General features: G+C 52.9%; 13 protein-coding genes and 4 pseudogenes. 13 read left to right on the top strand and 4 right to left on the bottom strand.

Annotated features, from left to right (window positions below; all coding sequences use genetic code 11):
* Positions 1-58: 58 nt before the first annotated feature.
* From ACSFE6_RS00465 to ACSFE6_RS00445, 5 genes are all read left to right on the top strand, one after another.
* Complete coding sequence (locus tag ACSFE6_RS00465) at positions 59-1,711, top strand: electron transfer flavoprotein-ubiquinone oxidoreductase (RefSeq protein ID WP_435425806.1); 1,653 nt, start codon at positions 59-61, stop codon at positions 1,709-1,711.
* Between the two features lie 147 nt (positions 1,712-1,858).
* Positions 1,859-2,764 (top strand): glycine betaine ABC transporter substrate-binding protein, encoded by a 906-nt coding sequence (locus tag ACSFE6_RS00460; protein ID WP_435425805.1) that lies wholly within the window; start codon positions 1,859-1,861, stop codon positions 2,762-2,764.
* Complete coding sequence (locus tag ACSFE6_RS00455) at positions 2,682-3,860, top strand: Ldh family oxidoreductase (RefSeq protein WP_435425804.1); 1,179 nt, start codon at positions 2,682-2,684, stop codon at positions 3,858-3,860. Before ACSFE6_RS00460 ends, ACSFE6_RS00455 begins: the two co-directional genes overlap by 83 nt.
* A 59-nt stretch (positions 3,861-3,919) precedes the next feature.
* Positions 3,920-4,558, top strand: coding sequence for a dimethylsulfonioproprionate lyase family protein (locus ACSFE6_RS00450; RefSeq protein ID WP_435425803.1), 639 nt, complete (start codon positions 3,920-3,922; stop codon positions 4,556-4,558).
* A 465-nt stretch (positions 4,559-5,023) separates the two neighbouring features.
* On the top strand, positions 5,024-6,247 hold the full coding sequence (locus ACSFE6_RS00445; RefSeq protein ID WP_435425802.1) for a DUF3422 domain-containing protein: 1,224 nt from the start codon (positions 5,024-5,026) through the stop codon (positions 6,245-6,247).
* Positions 6,248-6,982: 735 nt separating this feature from the next.
* Here the strand turns inward: ACSFE6_RS00445 and ACSFE6_RS00440 are convergent.
* Positions 6,983-7,519, bottom strand: a pseudogene (locus ACSFE6_RS00440) (methyl-accepting chemotaxis protein); the annotation flags it as partial.
* 324 nt (positions 7,520-7,843) lie between these two features.
* Positions 7,844-8,926, bottom strand: a pseudogene (locus ACSFE6_RS00435) (HAMP domain-containing protein); the annotation flags it as partial.
* 280 nt (positions 8,927-9,206) lie between these two features.
* Here ACSFE6_RS00435 and tnpB point away from each other — a divergent pair.
* The 3 genes and pseudogenes from tnpB to ACSFE6_RS00420 all read left to right on the top strand — a co-directional run bounded on the left by tnpB (position 9,207) and on the right by ACSFE6_RS00420 (position 11,065).
* Positions 9,207-9,560, top strand: a complete 354-nt coding sequence (gene tnpB, locus ACSFE6_RS00430; RefSeq protein ID WP_435425801.1) for an IS66 family insertion sequence element accessory protein TnpB — start codon at positions 9,207-9,209, stop codon at positions 9,558-9,560.
* Between the two features lie 626 nt (positions 9,561-10,186).
* Positions 10,187-10,294: pseudogene (locus ACSFE6_RS00425) on the top strand (carboxymuconolactone decarboxylase family protein); the annotation flags it as partial.
* 300 nt (positions 10,295-10,594) lie between these two features.
* Positions 10,595-11,065, top strand: coding sequence for an HIT family protein (locus ACSFE6_RS00420; protein WP_435425800.1), 471 nt, complete (start codon positions 10,595-10,597; stop codon positions 11,063-11,065).
* Positions 11,066-11,212: 147 nt separating this feature from the next.
* Here ACSFE6_RS00420 and ACSFE6_RS00415 read toward each other — a convergent pair.
* Positions 11,213-11,431 (bottom strand): annotated as a pseudogene (locus tag ACSFE6_RS00415) (transposase); the annotation flags it as partial.
* A gap of 354 nt (positions 11,432-11,785) precedes the next feature.
* Here ACSFE6_RS00415 and ACSFE6_RS00410 point away from each other — a divergent pair.
* Genes ACSFE6_RS00410 through ACSFE6_RS00400 form a run of 3 tightly spaced genes read left to right on the top strand, consistent with a single transcriptional unit; the run spans position 11,786 to position 15,605 of the window.
* Positions 11,786-13,156 (top strand): MFS transporter, encoded by a 1,371-nt coding sequence (locus ACSFE6_RS00410; protein ID WP_435425799.1) that lies wholly within the window; start codon positions 11,786-11,788, stop codon positions 13,154-13,156.
* Positions 13,157-13,216: 60 nt separating this feature from the next.
* A complete protein-coding gene (locus ACSFE6_RS00405; protein WP_435425798.1) occupies positions 13,217-14,206 on the top strand; it encodes a LysR family transcriptional regulator in 990 nt (329 codons plus the stop codon).
* The gene (locus tag ACSFE6_RS00400) at positions 14,193-15,605 is read left to right on the top strand and encodes an aspartate ammonia-lyase (protein ID WP_435425797.1); all 1,413 of its coding nucleotides are present in this window, start codon (positions 14,193-14,195) and stop codon (positions 15,603-15,605) included. The genes ACSFE6_RS00405 and ACSFE6_RS00400 overlap by 14 nt, the downstream gene beginning before the upstream one ends.
* Before the next feature lie 23 nt (positions 15,606-15,628).
* Here the strand turns inward: ACSFE6_RS00400 and ACSFE6_RS00395 are convergent, their stop codons facing one another.
* Positions 15,629-15,856 (bottom strand): hypothetical protein, encoded by a 228-nt coding sequence (locus tag ACSFE6_RS00395; RefSeq protein WP_435425796.1) that lies wholly within the window; start codon positions 15,854-15,856, stop codon positions 15,629-15,631.
* 744 nt (positions 15,857-16,600) lie between these two features.
* Between ACSFE6_RS00395 and ACSFE6_RS00390 the strand changes: the two genes are divergently transcribed.
* A complete protein-coding gene (locus ACSFE6_RS00390) occupies positions 16,601-17,482 on the top strand; it encodes an NmrA family NAD(P)-binding protein (protein ID WP_435425795.1) in 882 nt (293 codons plus the stop codon).
* 47 nt (positions 17,483-17,529) lie between these two features.
* Positions 17,530-17,994, top strand: coding sequence for a MarR family winged helix-turn-helix transcriptional regulator (locus tag ACSFE6_RS00385; protein ID WP_435425794.1), 465 nt, complete (start codon positions 17,530-17,532; stop codon positions 17,992-17,994).
* Positions 17,995-18,059: the final 65 nt, after the last annotated feature.

Raw genomic sequence — 18,059 nt, 5'->3', positions numbered from 1 at the left:
CCTGGCGTGACGAGCATCAATACTTATTTTAACAGCCTGATGATAGCTAGGTGATCCCGTGCAGCGCGACCAAATGGAGTTCGATGTAGTGATTGTGGGTGGTGGGCCGGCAGGTCTGGCAACCGCTTGCCATCTCAAACAACTGGCCGCCGCATCCAGTCGTGACCTTAGCGTGTGCGTAGTCGAGAAAGGCTCGGAGATCGGAGCCCATATCCTGTCGGGCGCAATATTCGAGACCCGAGCACTCGACGAGCTATTCCCTGATTGGGAGGCTAAAGGAGCGCCCGTACACACCAAAGTTCTTCGGGATGATATCTACTGGCTCTCCGGGCCAGAAAGCTCTCGAAAAGTCCCTGGTTGGATGGCACCTAAGACGCTCCATAATGAAGGCAACTACATCATCTCGTTAGGCAACTTATGCCGGTGGCTTGGGGAGCAAGCTGAGGCTTTGGATGTGGAAATCTATCCAGGCTTCGCGGCCAGCGATTTGATCCTGGAACAAGGCGTTGTCAAAGGAATCATTACTGGTGACATGGGTGTAGGTCGAAACGGTGAGGAGCGCGCAGGATACTTCACGCCAGGTATGGAGCTACGTGCGCGTTACACGGTACTGGCGGAGGGATGTCGTGGTCATCTGGGCAAGCGCGCGATCGAGCATTTCGCCTTAGATAAGGATTCCGATCCTCAGCATTATGCGATTGGTCTCAAGGAGATATGGGATGTGGATCCCTCGATCCATGAAGAAGGCCTGGTTGTGCACGCGACAGGATGGCCATTGGACGACAACAACCCAGGAGGCTCATTCCTGTATCACACAGCAAATAATCAGGTTGTTGTTGGGCTGATTGTAGATCTTTGCTACGAGAATCCACATCTATCTCCCTTCGAGGAATTTCAACGTTACAAGCATCATCCCATCATCCAGCGTTACCTCAAGGATGGGAAAAGAGTCGGTTACGGCGCACGGGCAATAGCCAAAGGCGGGCACAACTCACTCCCTAAAATGGCATTTCCTGGAGGGGTGTTAGTGGGGTGCGATGCCGGCACGCTCAATTTTGCCAAAATCAAAGGCACTCATTCCGCAATGAAGTCCGGGATGCTAGCCGCGCAAGCGATATTCAAAGCAGTGGATTCAGATCCTACGTCTGAACAACCGTTAAATAACTACGACTCGCTGTTTTCCAGTAGTTGGCTCGGAGAAGAGCTGGAGCGAAGTAGAAATTTTGGCCCAGCTATGCACAAATTCGGATCGGTGCTCGGAGGGGCTTTCAATTTCATTGATCAGAATATGTTCAAAGGGCGTTTGCCATTTACGCTGCGAGATAAAGTTCGTGATCATGAGAAAATGAAACCTGTTACCGATTCTCCATCACGGTTGTATCCTAAACCTGATGGCGTGATAAGTTTCGACCGCTTGTCATCGGTATTCCTATCTAATACATATCATGAGGAAAATCAGCCGCCTCATCTGAAGTTGGCTGTTGCCAGTGTCCCTATATCGATAAATTTACCAATTTATGATGAGCCCGCACAACGGTACTGTCCCGCCGGAGTGTATGAAATTATAGAGGTTGAAGGGGGCGGCAAGACATTGCAGATTAATGCGCAAAACTGTATTCATTGTAAAACTTGCGATATTAAGGATCCGACTCAAAATATTACGTGGGTTCCGCCAGAGGGCGGAGGAGGGCCGAATTATCCGAATATGTGAAAATGCTATTTTTCACATAACTAAAACTCATGCATGTATAATATTAATTCCCTTGTGATAGTAATGGTAATTTGCTCTCATGTTGAGGAAGGTTGATTCTTCTGCTGCCCTGCCAATAACCATTAATACAGTACGCGGAGATGCACCATGATTAGTCGTTCGTTTTCCAGTAAACCTCTTGTCGGTTGGCTTGCAGGTTTGGCGATGGCCTCCTGCAGTTTGATTGCTCAAGCCGAAGAACCCGCGCCTATCCGTATTGGGTGGGTAAATTGGTCGGATACGGAAATCGCTGTAAAGCTGGCAGACACAGCACTGCGAGACCACCTGAAGCAACCGGTTAAATTGGTTTTGGCCGATATTGGTATTCAGTTCCAAGCGTTGGCTAATGGCAATATCGACCTGATCCCGATGGTCTGGCTGCCGAGCACTCACAAGTCCTTCTATGATAAATACAAAGACAAACTTGAAGACCTCGGTGTGCTGTATGAAGGTCGGATCGGCATGGCGGTGCCTACTTCCATCCCTACCAGTGAGATCGCCAGTGTCGAAGATCTTAATAAACCAGATGTGAGGGAAAAACTCGGCGGCAAAATTCTGACTTCCGAAGTGGGTAACGGTCAATATAAGCTTACGGAAAAGGCCATTAAAGAATACAAGCTAGATGGCTATAAGATGGTCGCCTCTTCAGAATCTGGAATGTTGAGCGAGTTGGATCGCAACCTGAAGCGTGACAAATGGTCTTTGATCAACGCATGGAGCCCACACTGGATGTTTTCCAAGTGGTCGCTTCGCTATTTGGATGATCCGAAGCAAATTTTCGGTGGTGCTGAGCAAATCCACGCGGTTGCTCGCAAGGGTTTTAGCGCTGAGCATCCCGACGTTGCTCTATTCTTCGCCAACTTCAAAATTCCTCAATCTGACCTTGAGAAACTGATGGCTTCTGCGCGTGATAGCTCGGCAGACAAGGTAGTTGCAGAATACTACGCAGCCAACAAACCTCACTTTGTGGCAATGTTTGGCGCAAATACTGCATCCACAACAGCGGGTCAGTAATAGCTTAAGCTGTTCGGTAGCTACTCCGCAGCCTGGTGTCCTTGAAGGAAAACTAAGGGCCCAGGCAGCATGGAATAAACCGTATAGGCGAAATCCTTTGAAAACAGCAACCGATCATCGCTTTACAATCGAGGAAGCTGTTTCCTGGGTGAAGCATCTCTGCGAATCAAAGGGTTGTTCGCAGGCAGTAGCCGATTCGCTTGCCAGAGCAGTGGTCGCTGCACAAGGGCGCGTTAACGACGCTGTGGGTTTTCGTCACTTAGCTGATTATTTGTCCGGATTCTCGTCTGGTCGAATTGATCCGCGAGCTGAACCAAGAATTTCTTCCTCTAGCTCAATAATCTTCAGATCAGATGCCCGAGGGGGGATCGCGCAACTAGGCGTAGATCGGTGTTTTGACTCGTTATGTTACTCCGCACACGAAAATGGAATGGCTGTGTTGAGTCAGTTCAATAGCTTTACGAGTGGTGAGTTAGGCGATTACACCATTCGCCTGGCCAAGGCCGGGCTGATTGCTTTGGCAGTCGCGAATGGCCCAGCGCTCGTCGCAGTTCCCGATGCTAAGGGCAAGACCTATTCTACCAATCCGCTGTCATTTGCAGCACCGACGGCGGACGGTATACCCCTAATGTTTGACCAAGCGAGTAGCGCAACTGCATTTGTAAATATCGCCCATGCCGCGTCGACGGGTAGCGACATCCCTGATGGATGGGCTGTGGATCAGCATGGGAATGCAACACGCAACGCTTTGGAGGCTTTAGGTGGTGCGCTTCTTCCTTTTGGTGGTTACCGCGGAGCTAATTTGATACTCATGGTTGAGGTCTTGGCTGCAGGTCTAACAGGCGCTAACTGGTCTATTGACTCACCGGCTTTCCACCAAGGCTCTCAGACACCAGGTTGCGGTCTACTGATTCTAGCTATCGCACCGAATTTTTTTTCATCAGGATTCGAGAGCCGGCTAGCAAGTCAATTGGCTCGATTGACTGAAATGGGAGTCCATAGGCCAGGATTGGAGCGCCAACACTCATCGATTGATTCGAAAAACGGTGGGATCAGACTTCCTTTGGATTTGCTAGAACAGTTAAGCAGTATGTAATCTGCTTTAGAACTACTGCCAGCGGTCATAACGACATGATTTTGAAAAGGTAGAAAGCAATGACCGACAATGCTAACGTTCTATCAGCGGATCATGAAGTATCTTTGAGTGGGCAGCTACTTCTACAAGCTCTTCATGAGATTTTATTAAATGGTATAGCTGTTTCTGACATGGCGCTGGCCTCGGCAGATGTGTGTGCTAAGTCCCTGATTTCGGCGCAGTGGAGAACCTTAAAGACATTGAAGGATTCAGAAAAGCTACCTGAGTCTCTGACACCTCACTTAGCTCAGGCCCTTAACCTTGCGCCAAGGATAAATGAACATTTTGGGTGTGTGTTAGATTCGTTAGGCATTATTTTGCCTCATGCTAATTGGATGAAACGTGAAGCCAAGCCTGGCCAGGAGAATACGTTTGTAGAGATGCATCGCCATGCGATTATCACTGGTGCAGGAGGGATGTTTGAGTGCGAAACTTTAACATTAGGTATGGCGCTAATGGCGCCTTTTACCAGTTATCCATTTCATCATCACCCGCCAGCTGAGTTCTATCTTGTCCTATCGCAGGGCGAGTGGTTTAGAGAAGATATCGGTTGGTGGAGCCCAGGGGCAGGTGGGTTGGTATTCAACCCTCCATCATCCCTCCATGCAATGAGATCAACAGATACTCCACTTCTTGCTCTGTGGGGGTTGATTCATTAGCTGCACGGTAAGCCATATAGCTTTACCGGACAGTAGCATTGAGCGAGTGGCGCAGTGAAGTATGTTTGGAGAGCACAAATATGTCGACTACAACTCTTGGAATCAAATTGGATGCAGGAACTAGGGCGAGACTAAAAACAGTATCCACAAGTCTGGATCGCTCATCCCATTGGTTCATGAAGAAAGCCATTTTAGAGTTGATTGAGAAGGTCGAGGCTGGGGCAGGAATTGAAGATATAGTAGATATAGATCTTCTGGAAAAGGATTCGTTGCGTCATAGCATCGCGCTACGACTTAGGCAAGACAGGTGCTTCTGAGAGTTTAGTTTGGTTGCCATCGACGTTTCATGGACGGCAGCCTTGGCTTATATCTGATGGTATGGCTAAATCAGTATTTGGTGTTTGACTTATCGTTCGAGAAGATAAAAGTGCCGTTTAATATTCGTGTTGATCAGGTCTAAACATCATGCATTCCCAAAGGCAAGACTTGCACAATGAGTTACATGCGCGACCATCATTGTACTTCGATGAGCCCGCTCATGTTTTTCATCTAGCCTTTTTGGGAGAAGAAAAAGAGTGCAATTCGCTATTGGAGAGACTTTCACCTGTGGCTATTGATGCGGGTGCCGCTCAGGGCATCGTTGTCGTCAATGGCCATCCGCTGAAATGGGAGCGCCACGCTGAGTTTTTCACTCTCACGCAGGTCGTTACCTCAGCCACCAACGAGCTTTATTGGGCTTCATTACCCAAAGAGCTTGAAGACCTAGCCCAGCCCCACTTATCACTACTCATCAACTCAGTTCAGATAATTGTGCGATCTGAGGAGTCTTGGAAAGGCGATATTTCCAGTTACGGTTTCAAAGACCCTAGCGGATCGTGCATCGGTGGTTCAGATGCAATTGTTTGGAGCGATTTTAAACTGTGCCCCGAAGGTACAAATAGATTTCTTTTCATTAACAAAGGATTAAATGCTTACCGTCAAGGGAGAATGATTCGACGACTGCTCGAAATTGAGACTTATCGCATGATGGCTTCTCTCGCGTTGCCAACCGCTAAAGAACTCGGCAATCAGCTCACCACATTTGAAAGAACACTGGTACGTCTTTCAGAGCTCAATACGAGTCTAGATGCAACGAGTGCAAAAAATCTGCTTGCTGACATTGCTTCGTTATCAGCTCAGGTTGTTAGTCTCAAGGCCAAAACCCGTCACCGTTTCAGCGCGACCCAAGCATATGCACAGCTAATTTTTGAGCGACTGGGAGAACTGAGAGAGAGTCATGTTGGTGGTTGTCAGAGGCTTGGTGTCTTCATTGAAAGGCGCTTCAAACCTACGGTCAGGTACTGCGCTGTCACCGAGCAACGTTTGGATCAATTGGCAAAGAGTGTGGTCAACCTGGGCGATCTGCTGCAGGCGCGTGTGCAAGTTGAGATGGAAGAGCAAAACTCGGAAATTCTTAAGAGCCTCAACTCACGCGCCGATGCGCAAGTAAAAATCCAGAGAGCCGTCGAAGGGCTTTCAATTATTGCCATAACCTACTACCTGTTGAGCCTACTTAAGCTTTGCTACTCCGCGCTGCACGTACTGGGTATAGAAATTTCAGAGCGCAAAGCCATGTTGACCATGGCTCCGATCGCTTTTGGAATACTGCTGTTGATTGTGACCAGAATTAAGAAAGCCAAAGAACACTAACGCAGACGATCAGACTTTTTTCATTTTTCAGATTTTCGTGGGTTAGGGGATGGTCAAATGCTTTTTTCGATGCCGCGGGAAGCCGGCAAAAGCTGCTTAATTGAAGTGTCCTAAGTATTCGAGAGTCGGCGTGCTTTCTTGATTCTGCAGTTTTTGGCCGGATGACGTTTGCCGCATGTCACCACAAATCGATTTGCGTCGACGCTGATGAAATGGCTGAGCCCTGCTGTGGCTAGGAGGCGAAACGGAATCTGGTAATTACAAAACTCTAATGAGTCGAAAGCGGGGCACGGCTCCGACTGTCGAATCCTGGCTGGCCAAGTGTAGTGGTCTAATGAAACCGGACACCCATTTAGGCGAGAATGCTCGCCAGATAGAGGTGTCTGATGACCAAGCAACGTCGTTCTTTTTCCGCTGAATTCAAACGCGAGGCCGCAGTCCGCGAGTTGATCGAGGTCTAATGGCTCTTCAAGGTTAGACTCCATCAGCATGATGATTTCTCGGATGGGCGCGGTCACCTTTACGTCTCGGGTTGCTACGTTGATAGGCCTGTTCGTATTCAGTGAACACCCTGACACTTGGACAGTAGTGGGGGCGTGCATGGTGATTGCCGGTGGTATGTATGCGATCAGGGCGAAAGGATAGGGAATAGCAATTCCAAGAAAGTGGTGAGGATCGTCCTGTCCGAGGTCTTATTTGAAAGCGAGCCATCCCTGGCTCACCACCCAATAAAAACTAGAACTTGAAGCGTCCAATCAAGCCCTTGAGCTGTCCGGAAATATCCGTCAAACGCCCCGAACCGGTCTGCGCCGAGTGAGCAAATTCCTCGACCAACTGCGCATCGGTATGGATCTGCGTGATGTGCCGGTTGATGTCTTCGGCCACTTGATGCTGTTCCTCTGCGGCCTTGGCGATCTGAGTGTTCTGGTCGCGAATCGAGTCCACCGAGGTGCGGATCTTGTCGAAGCTGTCACGAGCCTGCTGGATGCGCTCAACACTGGTCTGCGACACCTGCAGGCTGCTTTGCATCTGTTGGGTCACTTCCTGGGTGCGCCGCGCGAGGTTGCCGAGCAGATTGTCGATTTCGCCGGTGGAGTCGGCCGTACGCCGTGCCAGGGCTCGTACCTCATCGGCAACCACTGCAAACCCGCGACCCTGATCACCGGCGCGCGCAGCTTCGATGGCGGCGTTGAGGGCCAACAGGTTGGTCTGTTCGGCAATCGAGCGAATGGTGTCCAGGATAGTGTTGATGTTCTTGCTATCCTGTTCCAGCGTTTGCATGGTCTGGGTCGACTGTTGCAGGTCTTCGCTCAGTTTCAGCACGCTGCCCGTAGCTTCGCCGATGTGATGCTGCCCGTCGTGCACATCGCGGTAGCCCGCGTCCGCGCTGGAGACGGCCTGACTGCAAGAGCGGGCCACTTCGTTGGCGGTGGCGACCATTTCGTTGAACGCGGTGCTCACCAACTCCACCGCCTGACGCTGCCGCCCCGCAGCTTCGTTCATGTTCTGGGCGACTTCGCTGGTGTCGGCCGCCACATTTTGAAGGTCGGAAGACGCGTTGCCGATGCGTTGCACAAGTTGAGCGATCATGTTCAGGAACTGGTTGAACCAGCTTGCCAGGGTGGCCGTTTCGTCTTTGCCCTGCACAGTGAGCTGACGGGTGAGGTCGCCTTCACCTTCGGCGATTTCCTGCAGACCATTTGCAACGCCACGAATCGGCCGCACAATCATGCTGGCGAAGCTGGCGCCCACGATGGCGAAGACCACTGCCAGCGCGGCAGCAATAGCGGCGATCAACCAGGTCAGACTTGAGGCCTCGGCCATCGCTTCGTCGCGTTTGATCAGGCCGATGAAGCGCCAGCCGAGCCCCTTGGAAGTGACCACGTTGGCCATGTAGGGCACACCGTCGATCTCGATCTGGGTCACGCCATCGCTGCTTTTGGCCAATTCGGCATAGTTAGGGCCAAGGTCGGCCAGGGGCTTGAAGTTGTGCTTGGCATCGGAGGGGTCAACCAGGACATTGCCATTGGCTTCGACCAGCATCAGGTAGCCGCTATCGCCCAGCTTGATATTTTTGAGAAGTTCGGTCATTTGCTTGAGCGACACGTCCAGGCCAACGACGCCCACCAGTTTCCCGCTGGTGTCGGTGACGGTGTGTACGGTGCCGATTAGGGATACATCGTCCGGCGCCCAGTAGTAGGCATCTGTGCGGACGGTGGTGCCTGGTGCGGCCATGGCGGCCTTGTACCATGGACGCACACGCGGATCATAGTTGGCCATTTTCGGATCGTCAGGCCAACTGGCGTAGCCGCCGTCATTCATTCCCAAGGAAATATAGGCGGTGGTCGGATGGCTCTTGGCGAATCTGTCGAAGATCTCAAGAAGCTGTTGATTGATCTCAGGGAGCGGTGTTTGTGCGGCGTCAGTGCCGGCGTAACTTTTCAAACCTTTCGCCGTGATGACTCGTGGGTCCTTGGCGAAGAATTCGACGTTCTGACTGATGCCGTCGAAGAATTGCTTCGTGCCATTGTCGATCTGGCGAATTTCACGGCCGCTGCTATCCAAGAAGTTGGCTTGTGCAGCATCTCGCAGGTTCAACACGACGAGCACCGCCACTAGGATGACCGGCAGGCAGGCGATGGCCGCGAACGCCCATATCAGTTTCTGTTTGATATTCATGACTTCTCCCGCAGGTATTCATAAGTGTTGGAACGGCGGAAACACTAGTGGTGAGCGTTGCGTGTTTTGGAAGGGGAAAGCGCCCATGCCTAGCTACAGCATATCGACCAAAGTGGTATGTACTTTAGGTCGGTCGGCTATCAACGGCGGTTGATCGGGTTGCGGCGGGGCGACTGCGTACAACGTAGCTAATCTGGAAGATAGTGCCGAGAAATACTCGTTGGCGAATGATCAATCACGGTGAAATAACTAACGTCCGATCCTGAAGGATGCGCATGCTTTGTCCTTCAGCTTGCCTGGCGTCCGCATCGACGCCATCGGGCTAGCCACCGAGTCTGTGGATATGCACGCAGGTACCGAGACGGCGTTGGGCAGAGTAATTGCGATGTTCGGTGCGGCGAAGCCGAGCGGTGCTTATCTCTTCGCAAATCGCCGTGCCAACCGGATGAAGATTCTTGTGCACGACGGTGTAGGTATCTGGCTTGCAGCGCGACGACTGAATCAAGGCAAATTCCACTGGCCTGGCATCCATCGCCGATCGGAAGTCGTATTCGATAACGAGCAACTTCAGGCCTTGGTACAGGGGCTGCTTTGGCTGCGGGGCGGCGCGAGTGGCTCGATCTCGGTGCTGTAGCACTTGCCATTAGCCCATCGGTTTATCGCCGCTGATTGCCTGCTCTGCCACAATCAGCGGCATGACTTCCGTGCCCAACCTCGACCATATGACACCGTAATAACTGCATGCTCCTGCCGAACAGGCCATGTATCTGCTATCCCAGATCTACTCGACGGGCCAGAAGATCCACCGCCTCGAAACGGTCAACGAACACCGATCACTCATGCAATGAGATCAACGGATGCTCCACTTCTGGCGCTGTGGGGGTTGATTTATTTGTGCCTATTATAAAGAGGCTGGGGCAAACGAGACCGGATAGTGGTCCAAATCGGTCTGGGTTGAGTGCACGAATCGCGCAGTGGGTCAACTCGCGTTTCATCTTCACTCGAACCTGTTATTCGAGCGACTAGACTGAAGCTTTCGCCAATAACCAGTCTTGAAGCGCCTGTACTTTAGCCTGCCCATCACATTCCGGCCGGTACACGGCGAAATAGGCCAACGCCAGCGAACCACTGCCCTCACCGAAAGACGACGGAACTAGTTCGATATCCATATTGAGGGTCAGGGCATACTTTCGCCTGACACTATCCGCGGTCTGTAGACGTTGGACGGAGCGAGTGCCAAAAGCAGCTGCCTCGAACCGCGCAGTCACCACTCGTTGCGATGGTTGTATTGCAGTTGCGATTGCGCCCAATGCGGGTGCGGCTGTTATCTATTCGGAACGCGTCCTCGATGCCCATGCGGCGCTTTAATCCCAATAAACACATCCTTACTCCAACGATCGCTTTGTGTCATATACCCGAGGCAGGAGTGGTATGCGGTAGTTTCGCACGCACGGAACTGCGGGGGATGAGGGCCTATAGCTGATGAAACGACAGAAGATGGACGATCTGTGTCCAGGCGCAGCTACTTCCATGAGCGCGAATAATCCTCTCGAAGCGACGCCAGTTGCTTGCCCAGATTTACAAGACTCTGTGTCTTTGCTGTGCTAAACCGGCTTACCGGTCGAAGTCACGTTGCTGTATCTCTAAAGCCACTTACAAGGAATGATCATGAGCCTCTACGGCCACTACGATTCGCAGAACATCTTTGCGCTTATCCTTCGCGGCGAAGCGCCTTCCTACAAAATTTACGAAGATGCCGATGTGTTGGCCTTTCTGGATGTTTTTCCTCAATCTCTTGGTCACATCCTTGTTATTCCAAAAGAGTGCCAGGCTCGAAATATTCTTGATGTCGAGCCTGCAGTCCTTGGAACGATGATGTCTGCTGTGCAGCAACTTACGCGCGTCGTCCTGGACGAGCTCAAGCCGGACGGCGTGCAGATTGTACAGTTCAATGGTGCTGCGGCTGGGCAAACGGTCTACCACATACACATACACGTCATTCCTCGCTGGGATGGCGAGGGGCTTGGTGTGCATGCGAAGGATAGGGCCGATCCTGCTGAGCTCGAAACGCTGCAAGCGCGTTTGGTCGAGCGCATCCATTCAAACCGGCTTGCTTCGCCGAGGCTTGAGCGATGCTGACTGCTTCATTCGAACCGTTAGTTGCGAGCGCGCCACATCGGGACATTCACTGACCAGCTTTCTCTGGTCGCCCCATCGCAACAAGGATGAATGCGTATCCATTTTCGCGACCGGGCGATCTACATGGCCTCCTTGAGGATTTCTGACATCGTTTTTTGCCCAGCATCCGTTGCAGTTCATGGCTCTGCTTTAGTGCATCGCTCAGTTCAGACGCAGGCATCACCGCTTCACCGGCATTGACCGCAGACAGGCCGCCGTCCTGATACAGCTTGCGCTACAGGAACAGCTGGTTGGCATTGATGCCGTTACGCTACGCCGAGCCGCCATCCAAACGCTTTACCCTGGTTCAAGACTCTCGCCAACCATGGCCAGCTTTTGCTCTGGGCTCTAGCGGCGGGGCTGTTTCTGGTCACCCATTGAGCTTGGCCGAATCCTCCAGGCTGTAAATTGCAGCCGCCCGTTCTCCGCCGACATCAGAACCGGCAAATAGGTAATTTTCCATCACACTAATCTATGGATAGCCAGTAGACCTACAAGCGAGAGAGGGCTTCCGAGCGATGAAGGTAATAGGCTGGAGAATAAGAAAAAATGCACGTTAGTATTAGCTATTATGATACTGCGATTGCGAATGCTGAAATACTAATGATGAAGCAATAGACTCATTTCGTGCCCGGCGCCCGCGCCGGATTCAACAACTATAAAAAGTAAGTGGAGACACGAATGAGCAAGCAAGTATCGTTCGAAGACCTCCCGCTGACCCGCTTCCATATTCGGACGGTGTTCAGTGGCACTGGAGGCCAATTCAGTGATGGCTTCGTGCTTGGGATTATCGGCATTGCCGTCAGCATGGCGGCGGGCCCATTGCAACTCACTGCGCTATGGATGGGGCTGCTTGGCGCCGCGTCATTGGCCGGTCTTTTCCTAGGCAGCTTAATTGCCGGTCCCCTCGCAGACAAATACGGGCGGAGGACAATCTTCGCTTGGGACATGCTGCTATTCGCCACCATTTCGGCATCCCAGTTTTTTGTCACCTCAGCGGAGCAATTGCTGGTGCTGCGCTTACTGTTGGGCCTGGTACTTGGCTTCGACTACGTGGTTAGCAAGTCGTTGGTCACGGAATTCGCCCCGCGTCGCTATCGTGGCCGCCTGCTAAGCATACTCGCAGCCGCTTGGGCCGCCGGCTACGTCGCAGCCTACCTGGTGGGCTTTGCTGTTCGTGATATTGGCCCAGATGCTTGGCGCATCATGTTGGCTCTCAGCGGCCTTCCTGCTTTGCTGATTTTACCGTTGCGCATGGGCGTACCTGAGTCTCCTATTTGGTTGATGGCCCGTGGACGCACCAAGGAAGCCATGGACATCGTACGCAGTAAGTTCGGGCCGAACGTCAGCTTGCCGGAACCAGTAAGTACACCGGAGAAAAAAGGCGGCAATTGGGCGCAGCTGTTGAGCAAGCGCTGGCGGAAAAATACTCTGGTTGGGTGTGTTTTCTACACCTGCCAAGTCATTCCCTTCTTTGCGCTGGGCACCTTCTCTCCAAAGGTTTTGGAGGCACTCAATGTTCAAGATAAGTTCGTCGGTGGCTTGGTCTACAACGTCCTACTCATGCTGGGTGCCATCCTCGGACTGTTGTGTATCGACCGAATTTCCCGTCGCGCGTTTCTCGTCGGCACCTTCTACCTGAGTGCTTTGGGTCTTGGCGTACTTGCCTATGCGGGCTTTGGCCCTGTGGGAACCATCCTGGCCTTCGGCTTCTTTGCTTGCGTGCTGGCGGCTGCCGTTAACCTGGAGTTCGTCTACCCACCGGAACTCTTTCCGACTCACCTGCGAGCTTCCGGCATTGGTCTGGCCGTGGCTTCAAGTCGGTTCGGTTCCGCCATTGCGACCTTCTTGCTCCCCATCGCGGTGCAAAACCTCGGCATCCAAACGGCCCTGGGCGTCTGCGTCGGCGTGTTGATATTCGGCGGTGTGTTTTGCCACCTGTTCGCCCCGGAAACCAGCAAGGAAGATCTCTCTGGTGTAACGCCTGATGGCTCTGATGCTGGACTGGCTCCTGCATTCGCAGCATCGGTAGCCACGCGACAGGGGAAATGACGGCCGCTAAGGCTATGGCCGACAATCAACTCTTTCCTACTTGAGAGCGAGCAGAGAGCAATGTCAGCGAACAAACTCATCGACATGTATGCGGTTCAGGTTTTCATCGCCGTTGCCGAGGAAGGCAGCATGTCGGGTGCGGCCACACGCATGGGCATCTCGCAATCTGGTGTCTCTCAGATGATCAGGCAGTTAGAGGAAGAACTTGGGGTGATCCTGGTGGATCGGTCAACTCGTCCTCTAGCCCTTACCACTTTCGGGGTTGCATTGCGTAATCGTGGCTCCGTGTTGAGCGAGGAGATTTCCCATCTCAAGGCTCAGGTGGTGGATGCAGGGCGAGGAGTAAAACCTGATCTGCGGATTGGCCTTGTTGATTCGTTCGCCGCGACCTGCGGTTCGGTTTTCACCAAGCGGCTTCTTGGGAAGGTCGCACAGTTATCGATTCGTACGGGCTTGAGTCCGCAGCAGGGTGAGGCCTTGTTACGTCGAGACCTGGATCTGATCGTGACCAGCGATCCGCTCATGGATGCCAATGACGTGATTCGCTATCGACTGTTCTCGGAAAAGTATTTCGTCATCACCCCAAAGGATTCACGCAAGAACATCACGAGCATTGAAGACATACGAGCGATGGCCAATGTCCTGCCAGTGGTTCGTTTCAACCGTGGTTCACAGGTGGGGCTGCAGATCGAGCGTCATCTTCGCAGCTTGAATATCCGAGTACCCAACCGGTTGGAGTTGGACAACGCCGATGCCCTGACCTCGATGGTTGCGGAGGGTATCGGCTGGGCTGTTACGAGCCCTATGTGTTTTCTCCAGGCATCTGCGTGGGCGGACAAGGTGAACGTACACCTGACCCCTGAGCTTGGGCTCGAAAGGTCGCTGTACTTGGTAGCCAGAAGAGATGAATACAGTGCCTTTTTCGCGGATGCCTGCGAATCAGCACGCGAGGTGTTTCTCAACTCATTCCTGCCACGGCTGCAGTCCATGGACAGCGGGGTTGAGACATTAATAAATTCTGATGAGGGAAGTACTCTTGAATACTTTTGAGCGCAAAGAACACAGACAAGAACGTGACTATGTTGGTGACGTCCAGATCGCAGCTGACAAACTCTACGGTGTGAACTCGGTGCGAGGCTTCGATAACCTCACCGTTTCATCGCTCACAGTTGCTCACTACACCGAGTTCCGTAATGCGTTCGCCCAATGTAAGTGGGCGGCAGCCCTGGCGAATCTGGATAGCGGTGTATTAGATAGCGTGAAATGCGATGCCATCGTGCAGGCGTGCAAGGACGTCATTGACGGCCAATGTGATGACTCGCTGATTGTCGATCTGCTGGAAGGTTCGGGGGGTACCTCGACCAACATGAACTTCAATGAAGTCATTGCCAACCGTGCCCAGCAGGTGTTGGGGCATGCCGCAGGCTCCTACGAAATCATTCATCCGAACGACCACGTCAATATTTCGCAGTCGACTAACGACGTTTATCCCGCTGCGATGAAAATCGCTACTTACGCAATGTTCGGCCCTCTGATAACTGAGGTCGAAAAGCTCGCCCAGCAGTTTGATCAGAAGGCCGAGCAGTTTGCGGATGTCCTGCACTTGGGACGCACCTGCCTGCAGGATGCTCAGCCCATGCGTCTCGGTCAGTTGTTTTCAGGGTACGCTTCCCTTACTCATCGCCTGGCAACCGAACTGACAAACGTGCGTGACAAATTGCGTACGCTCCCGCTCGGCGGGACAGCTATTGGTACTGGTTTTGGTGCTCCTGCCGCATACAGGGCATTTGCTTTCAAACACCTGGAGCGAATCACCGGGGTCGAGTATCAGGCGCCGTCAAACCCTTTCGACGCTATGCAGAATATGGACGTGTTCTCTCGGATTTCCGCAGAGTTACGCACATGCTCCGCTTCGTTGGGGAAAATTGCTTCTGACCTGACCGTGCTGTCTTCCGGCCCTGTTGGTGGTGTAGGCGAGCTGAAATTGCCAGAAGCTCAGGCCGGTTCGTCGATTATGCCGGGCAAAGTCAATCCAGTATTGCCTATGTCGATGATTCAGCTGAGTTTCGCGGTTATCGGGAACGATGTGGCGGTAGCGCAAGCGGTGCAGTACGGCCAACTGGAAATCAACCATTTCGAGCCAGTGGTGGCCTCTCGGGTGTTTGACAGCATTACGCTGCTGACCAACGGGATCCAGCGTTTCCGTGAAAAGTGCATTGCCGGGATTACTGCCGATGTAGCGCGCAACGAGCAGCATCTGACGGAGTCGATGGCTGTTGCTACAGCCTTGGTGCCGAAGCTCGGTTACGCGCAGGTTAGTAAACTTGCCCGTCAATCGGTGGTGGAAGGTCGTTCACTGCTGGCAATCCTGGAAGAATCCAAGATTCTGTCTCGGGCAGAGGCCATGACGGCTATCGACAAGGCGTCGTATCCCGTTTTCGATAACTGATTCAGTAGGCCAAGCGGCCAGATTCAAATGGCCGCTTGAGTTCTCGTTCGCGAACTCGCATAAGCGCGTCCTAAACCAATCTGCCGCGGATGCTCGGCATTCAGCCGCAAACAAACAGCATCTGCTTCCGCCCTGACCTTGAACACACCATGCTTGCTAGCTGAGCCTCCCTCTACGAGATCAACGACCCTGTATTGTTTACTGCCATCGTGCAGTCTGGTGGTCTCGATCACCTTGAATCTTGGTTGCATGGTGCGTTCCCTGCTAAAGAATGGTGTTCTAGGAGTACCGATATGACTCCATGAATTCAACAATTATGCAGGACTCAGCTGCGACAATTTATGACAGCGCGTCGTGCCTCTCTTTTCCCCGATCGCTACCAGCGTGGCACAGACGATCAGCAGTAACTGAACCTCGCGCACCCGTATGCCGAGGGATGCTGCCGAGTCGGTGCCGAAGGTAGCATCACGGATTCCTATTAATCCTATTTGGAAGTCGGCGACGGCGGGGTATCGCTGGGTTCGTTCGAACGACACTCCTGCTCGAGGGGACTGTGCCCTTTGAGTCCAATGCCTGTTTCGCTCTCCAGGTGCACATCAGGTGATGAGCAGACCAGTTCAAGTACGTAGGGGGCCATTCCTGCGCCAGCCATGTGATTCGCCCACGCGAATACTTCTGCCGGCCCGATCACGTCGAGCGCGTCCACCGGTGGCAGGCCCAATATGACAAACCGCTTCTGCCTGGCGTCTGCAAGCGGGGCGACTGGATTCGTGAGTTTTGCCATTGGAAGTGCGTCCGCGTATCCGAAGACAGGAAAAATATCTCGGCAGAAGTCACCCTTGCTTGGCAAATGAACTTCCCTCCATCCGCTGAACGGTCATCCACACGCGTTGACAGTAGGAGCATGTGCTCGTAAATTAAATCACATGGGGGCATATGCTCTTATATGAATTTTCCAGGGGCATTTGCTCCAGCTAATCGAGAGAGCCAAGATCATGAGCGCAGCTGAAATTCTTGTAAGTGGTGCAACGGGGCGTACCGGTGGGGCTACCATCGATGAGCTGCTCAAATTGGGTAAACGTGTCCGCGCATATGTACGCAAGGACGATGAGCGAGCCGCGGCTCTAAGGGCGCGTGGTGTTGAAATTGCCATCGGCGACTTCACCAATATCGATGACATTCGTGCGGCGATGGAAGGCATCCGTTCGGCCTATTTCCTGTATCCGCTGGCATCGGGAATCATCGAAGGTGCAGCGTATTTTGCCCAGGCCGCAAAAGAGGCTGGGGTAGAGGCCATCGTGAACATGTCGCAGATTTCCGCGCGGCGGGAGTCCAAGAGTCATCTGGCACAGGATCACTGGATCTCTGAGCGCGTCTTCGACTGGTCGGGCGTACCGACAACGCACCTGCGCCCCACATTCTTCGCGGACTGGCTCGCGTACCCTCACTTCGCCAAGGAGATTTGGGCCAACAAAAAAATCGAATTCCCCTTTGCGAATGGTCGTCACGCTCCCATTGCTACCGACGACCAAGGACGCGTGATCGCTCACATCCTGGCCAACCCGGCGGGGCACGAGGGTAAAATTTACAGCCTTCACGGCCCTGTCGAGATGAATCACACCGAAATCGCGGCGGCCATGAGCGAGGTGCTGGGGGCGAAAATCGAGTACACCCCGACATCAATCGAAGAGTTCGAGCGTAAGATGACGCAGGAGTACAAGTTCCCGGCCGCCTTGACACAACATTTGGTTGAAGTCGCGCAGGACTACCAAGAGGGAGTCTTTGCAGGTGTGAATGACGTCGTGGAGAGGATCACCGGCACGGCTGCGCTGACCGTGCAGGCGTTTATCGAAAAGTACCGGGATGTCTATGCGTAACCAACCCGCTGGGTACTTGAAATAATCATCAGTAGTAACGAGGAAATATGCAGATGTTGCCGGTTAGCCAACCGTTAGGGATCGACCAGTGCAATTGTTCCGCGATCAGGAAGGCGAGCCGGCAGATCACTCGCTTTTACGATGCGCAGCTTGAGCCGTCAGGTCTTCGAATTACCCAGTACCTCACATTGGCAGCGCTCTATGAAATGGAGACTGCCGCGATCAATACGCTTGCTGAGCGTCTCGACATCGAGCGCACGGCAATGGGGAAAATGGCGGGTTTCCTGGAGAAAGGGGGATTGATCTCAATCAGTCCCTCACCCTCCGATGGTAGAAGTCGCCTCGCAGCGCTGACCGAGGAGGGCAGGAGACTGTTCCAAAAAACCGCTCCTCTCTGGCAGGAAGCCCAGCGTCAGTTCGAGCAATTGAATGGCACTGAAAACGTGGCATCGCTTCGGAAGGATTTGGCCCAAGTGAAAGTCGGTGATGTGAGTGGGATACCTGATGAGTGAATTGCTTCTGGGCGCCTCGAGATCCAGCTTCTACGCCGTGCAAGCAACAAGGCGCCCATCCAGCT

The sequence above is a fragment of the Pseudomonas baetica genome, assembly GCF_051216495.1.
GTDB lineage: Bacteria > Pseudomonadota > Gammaproteobacteria > Pseudomonadales > Pseudomonadaceae > Aquipseudomonas > Aquipseudomonas baetica_B.
This window is presented reverse-complemented; position numbering and strand designations above follow the sequence as displayed.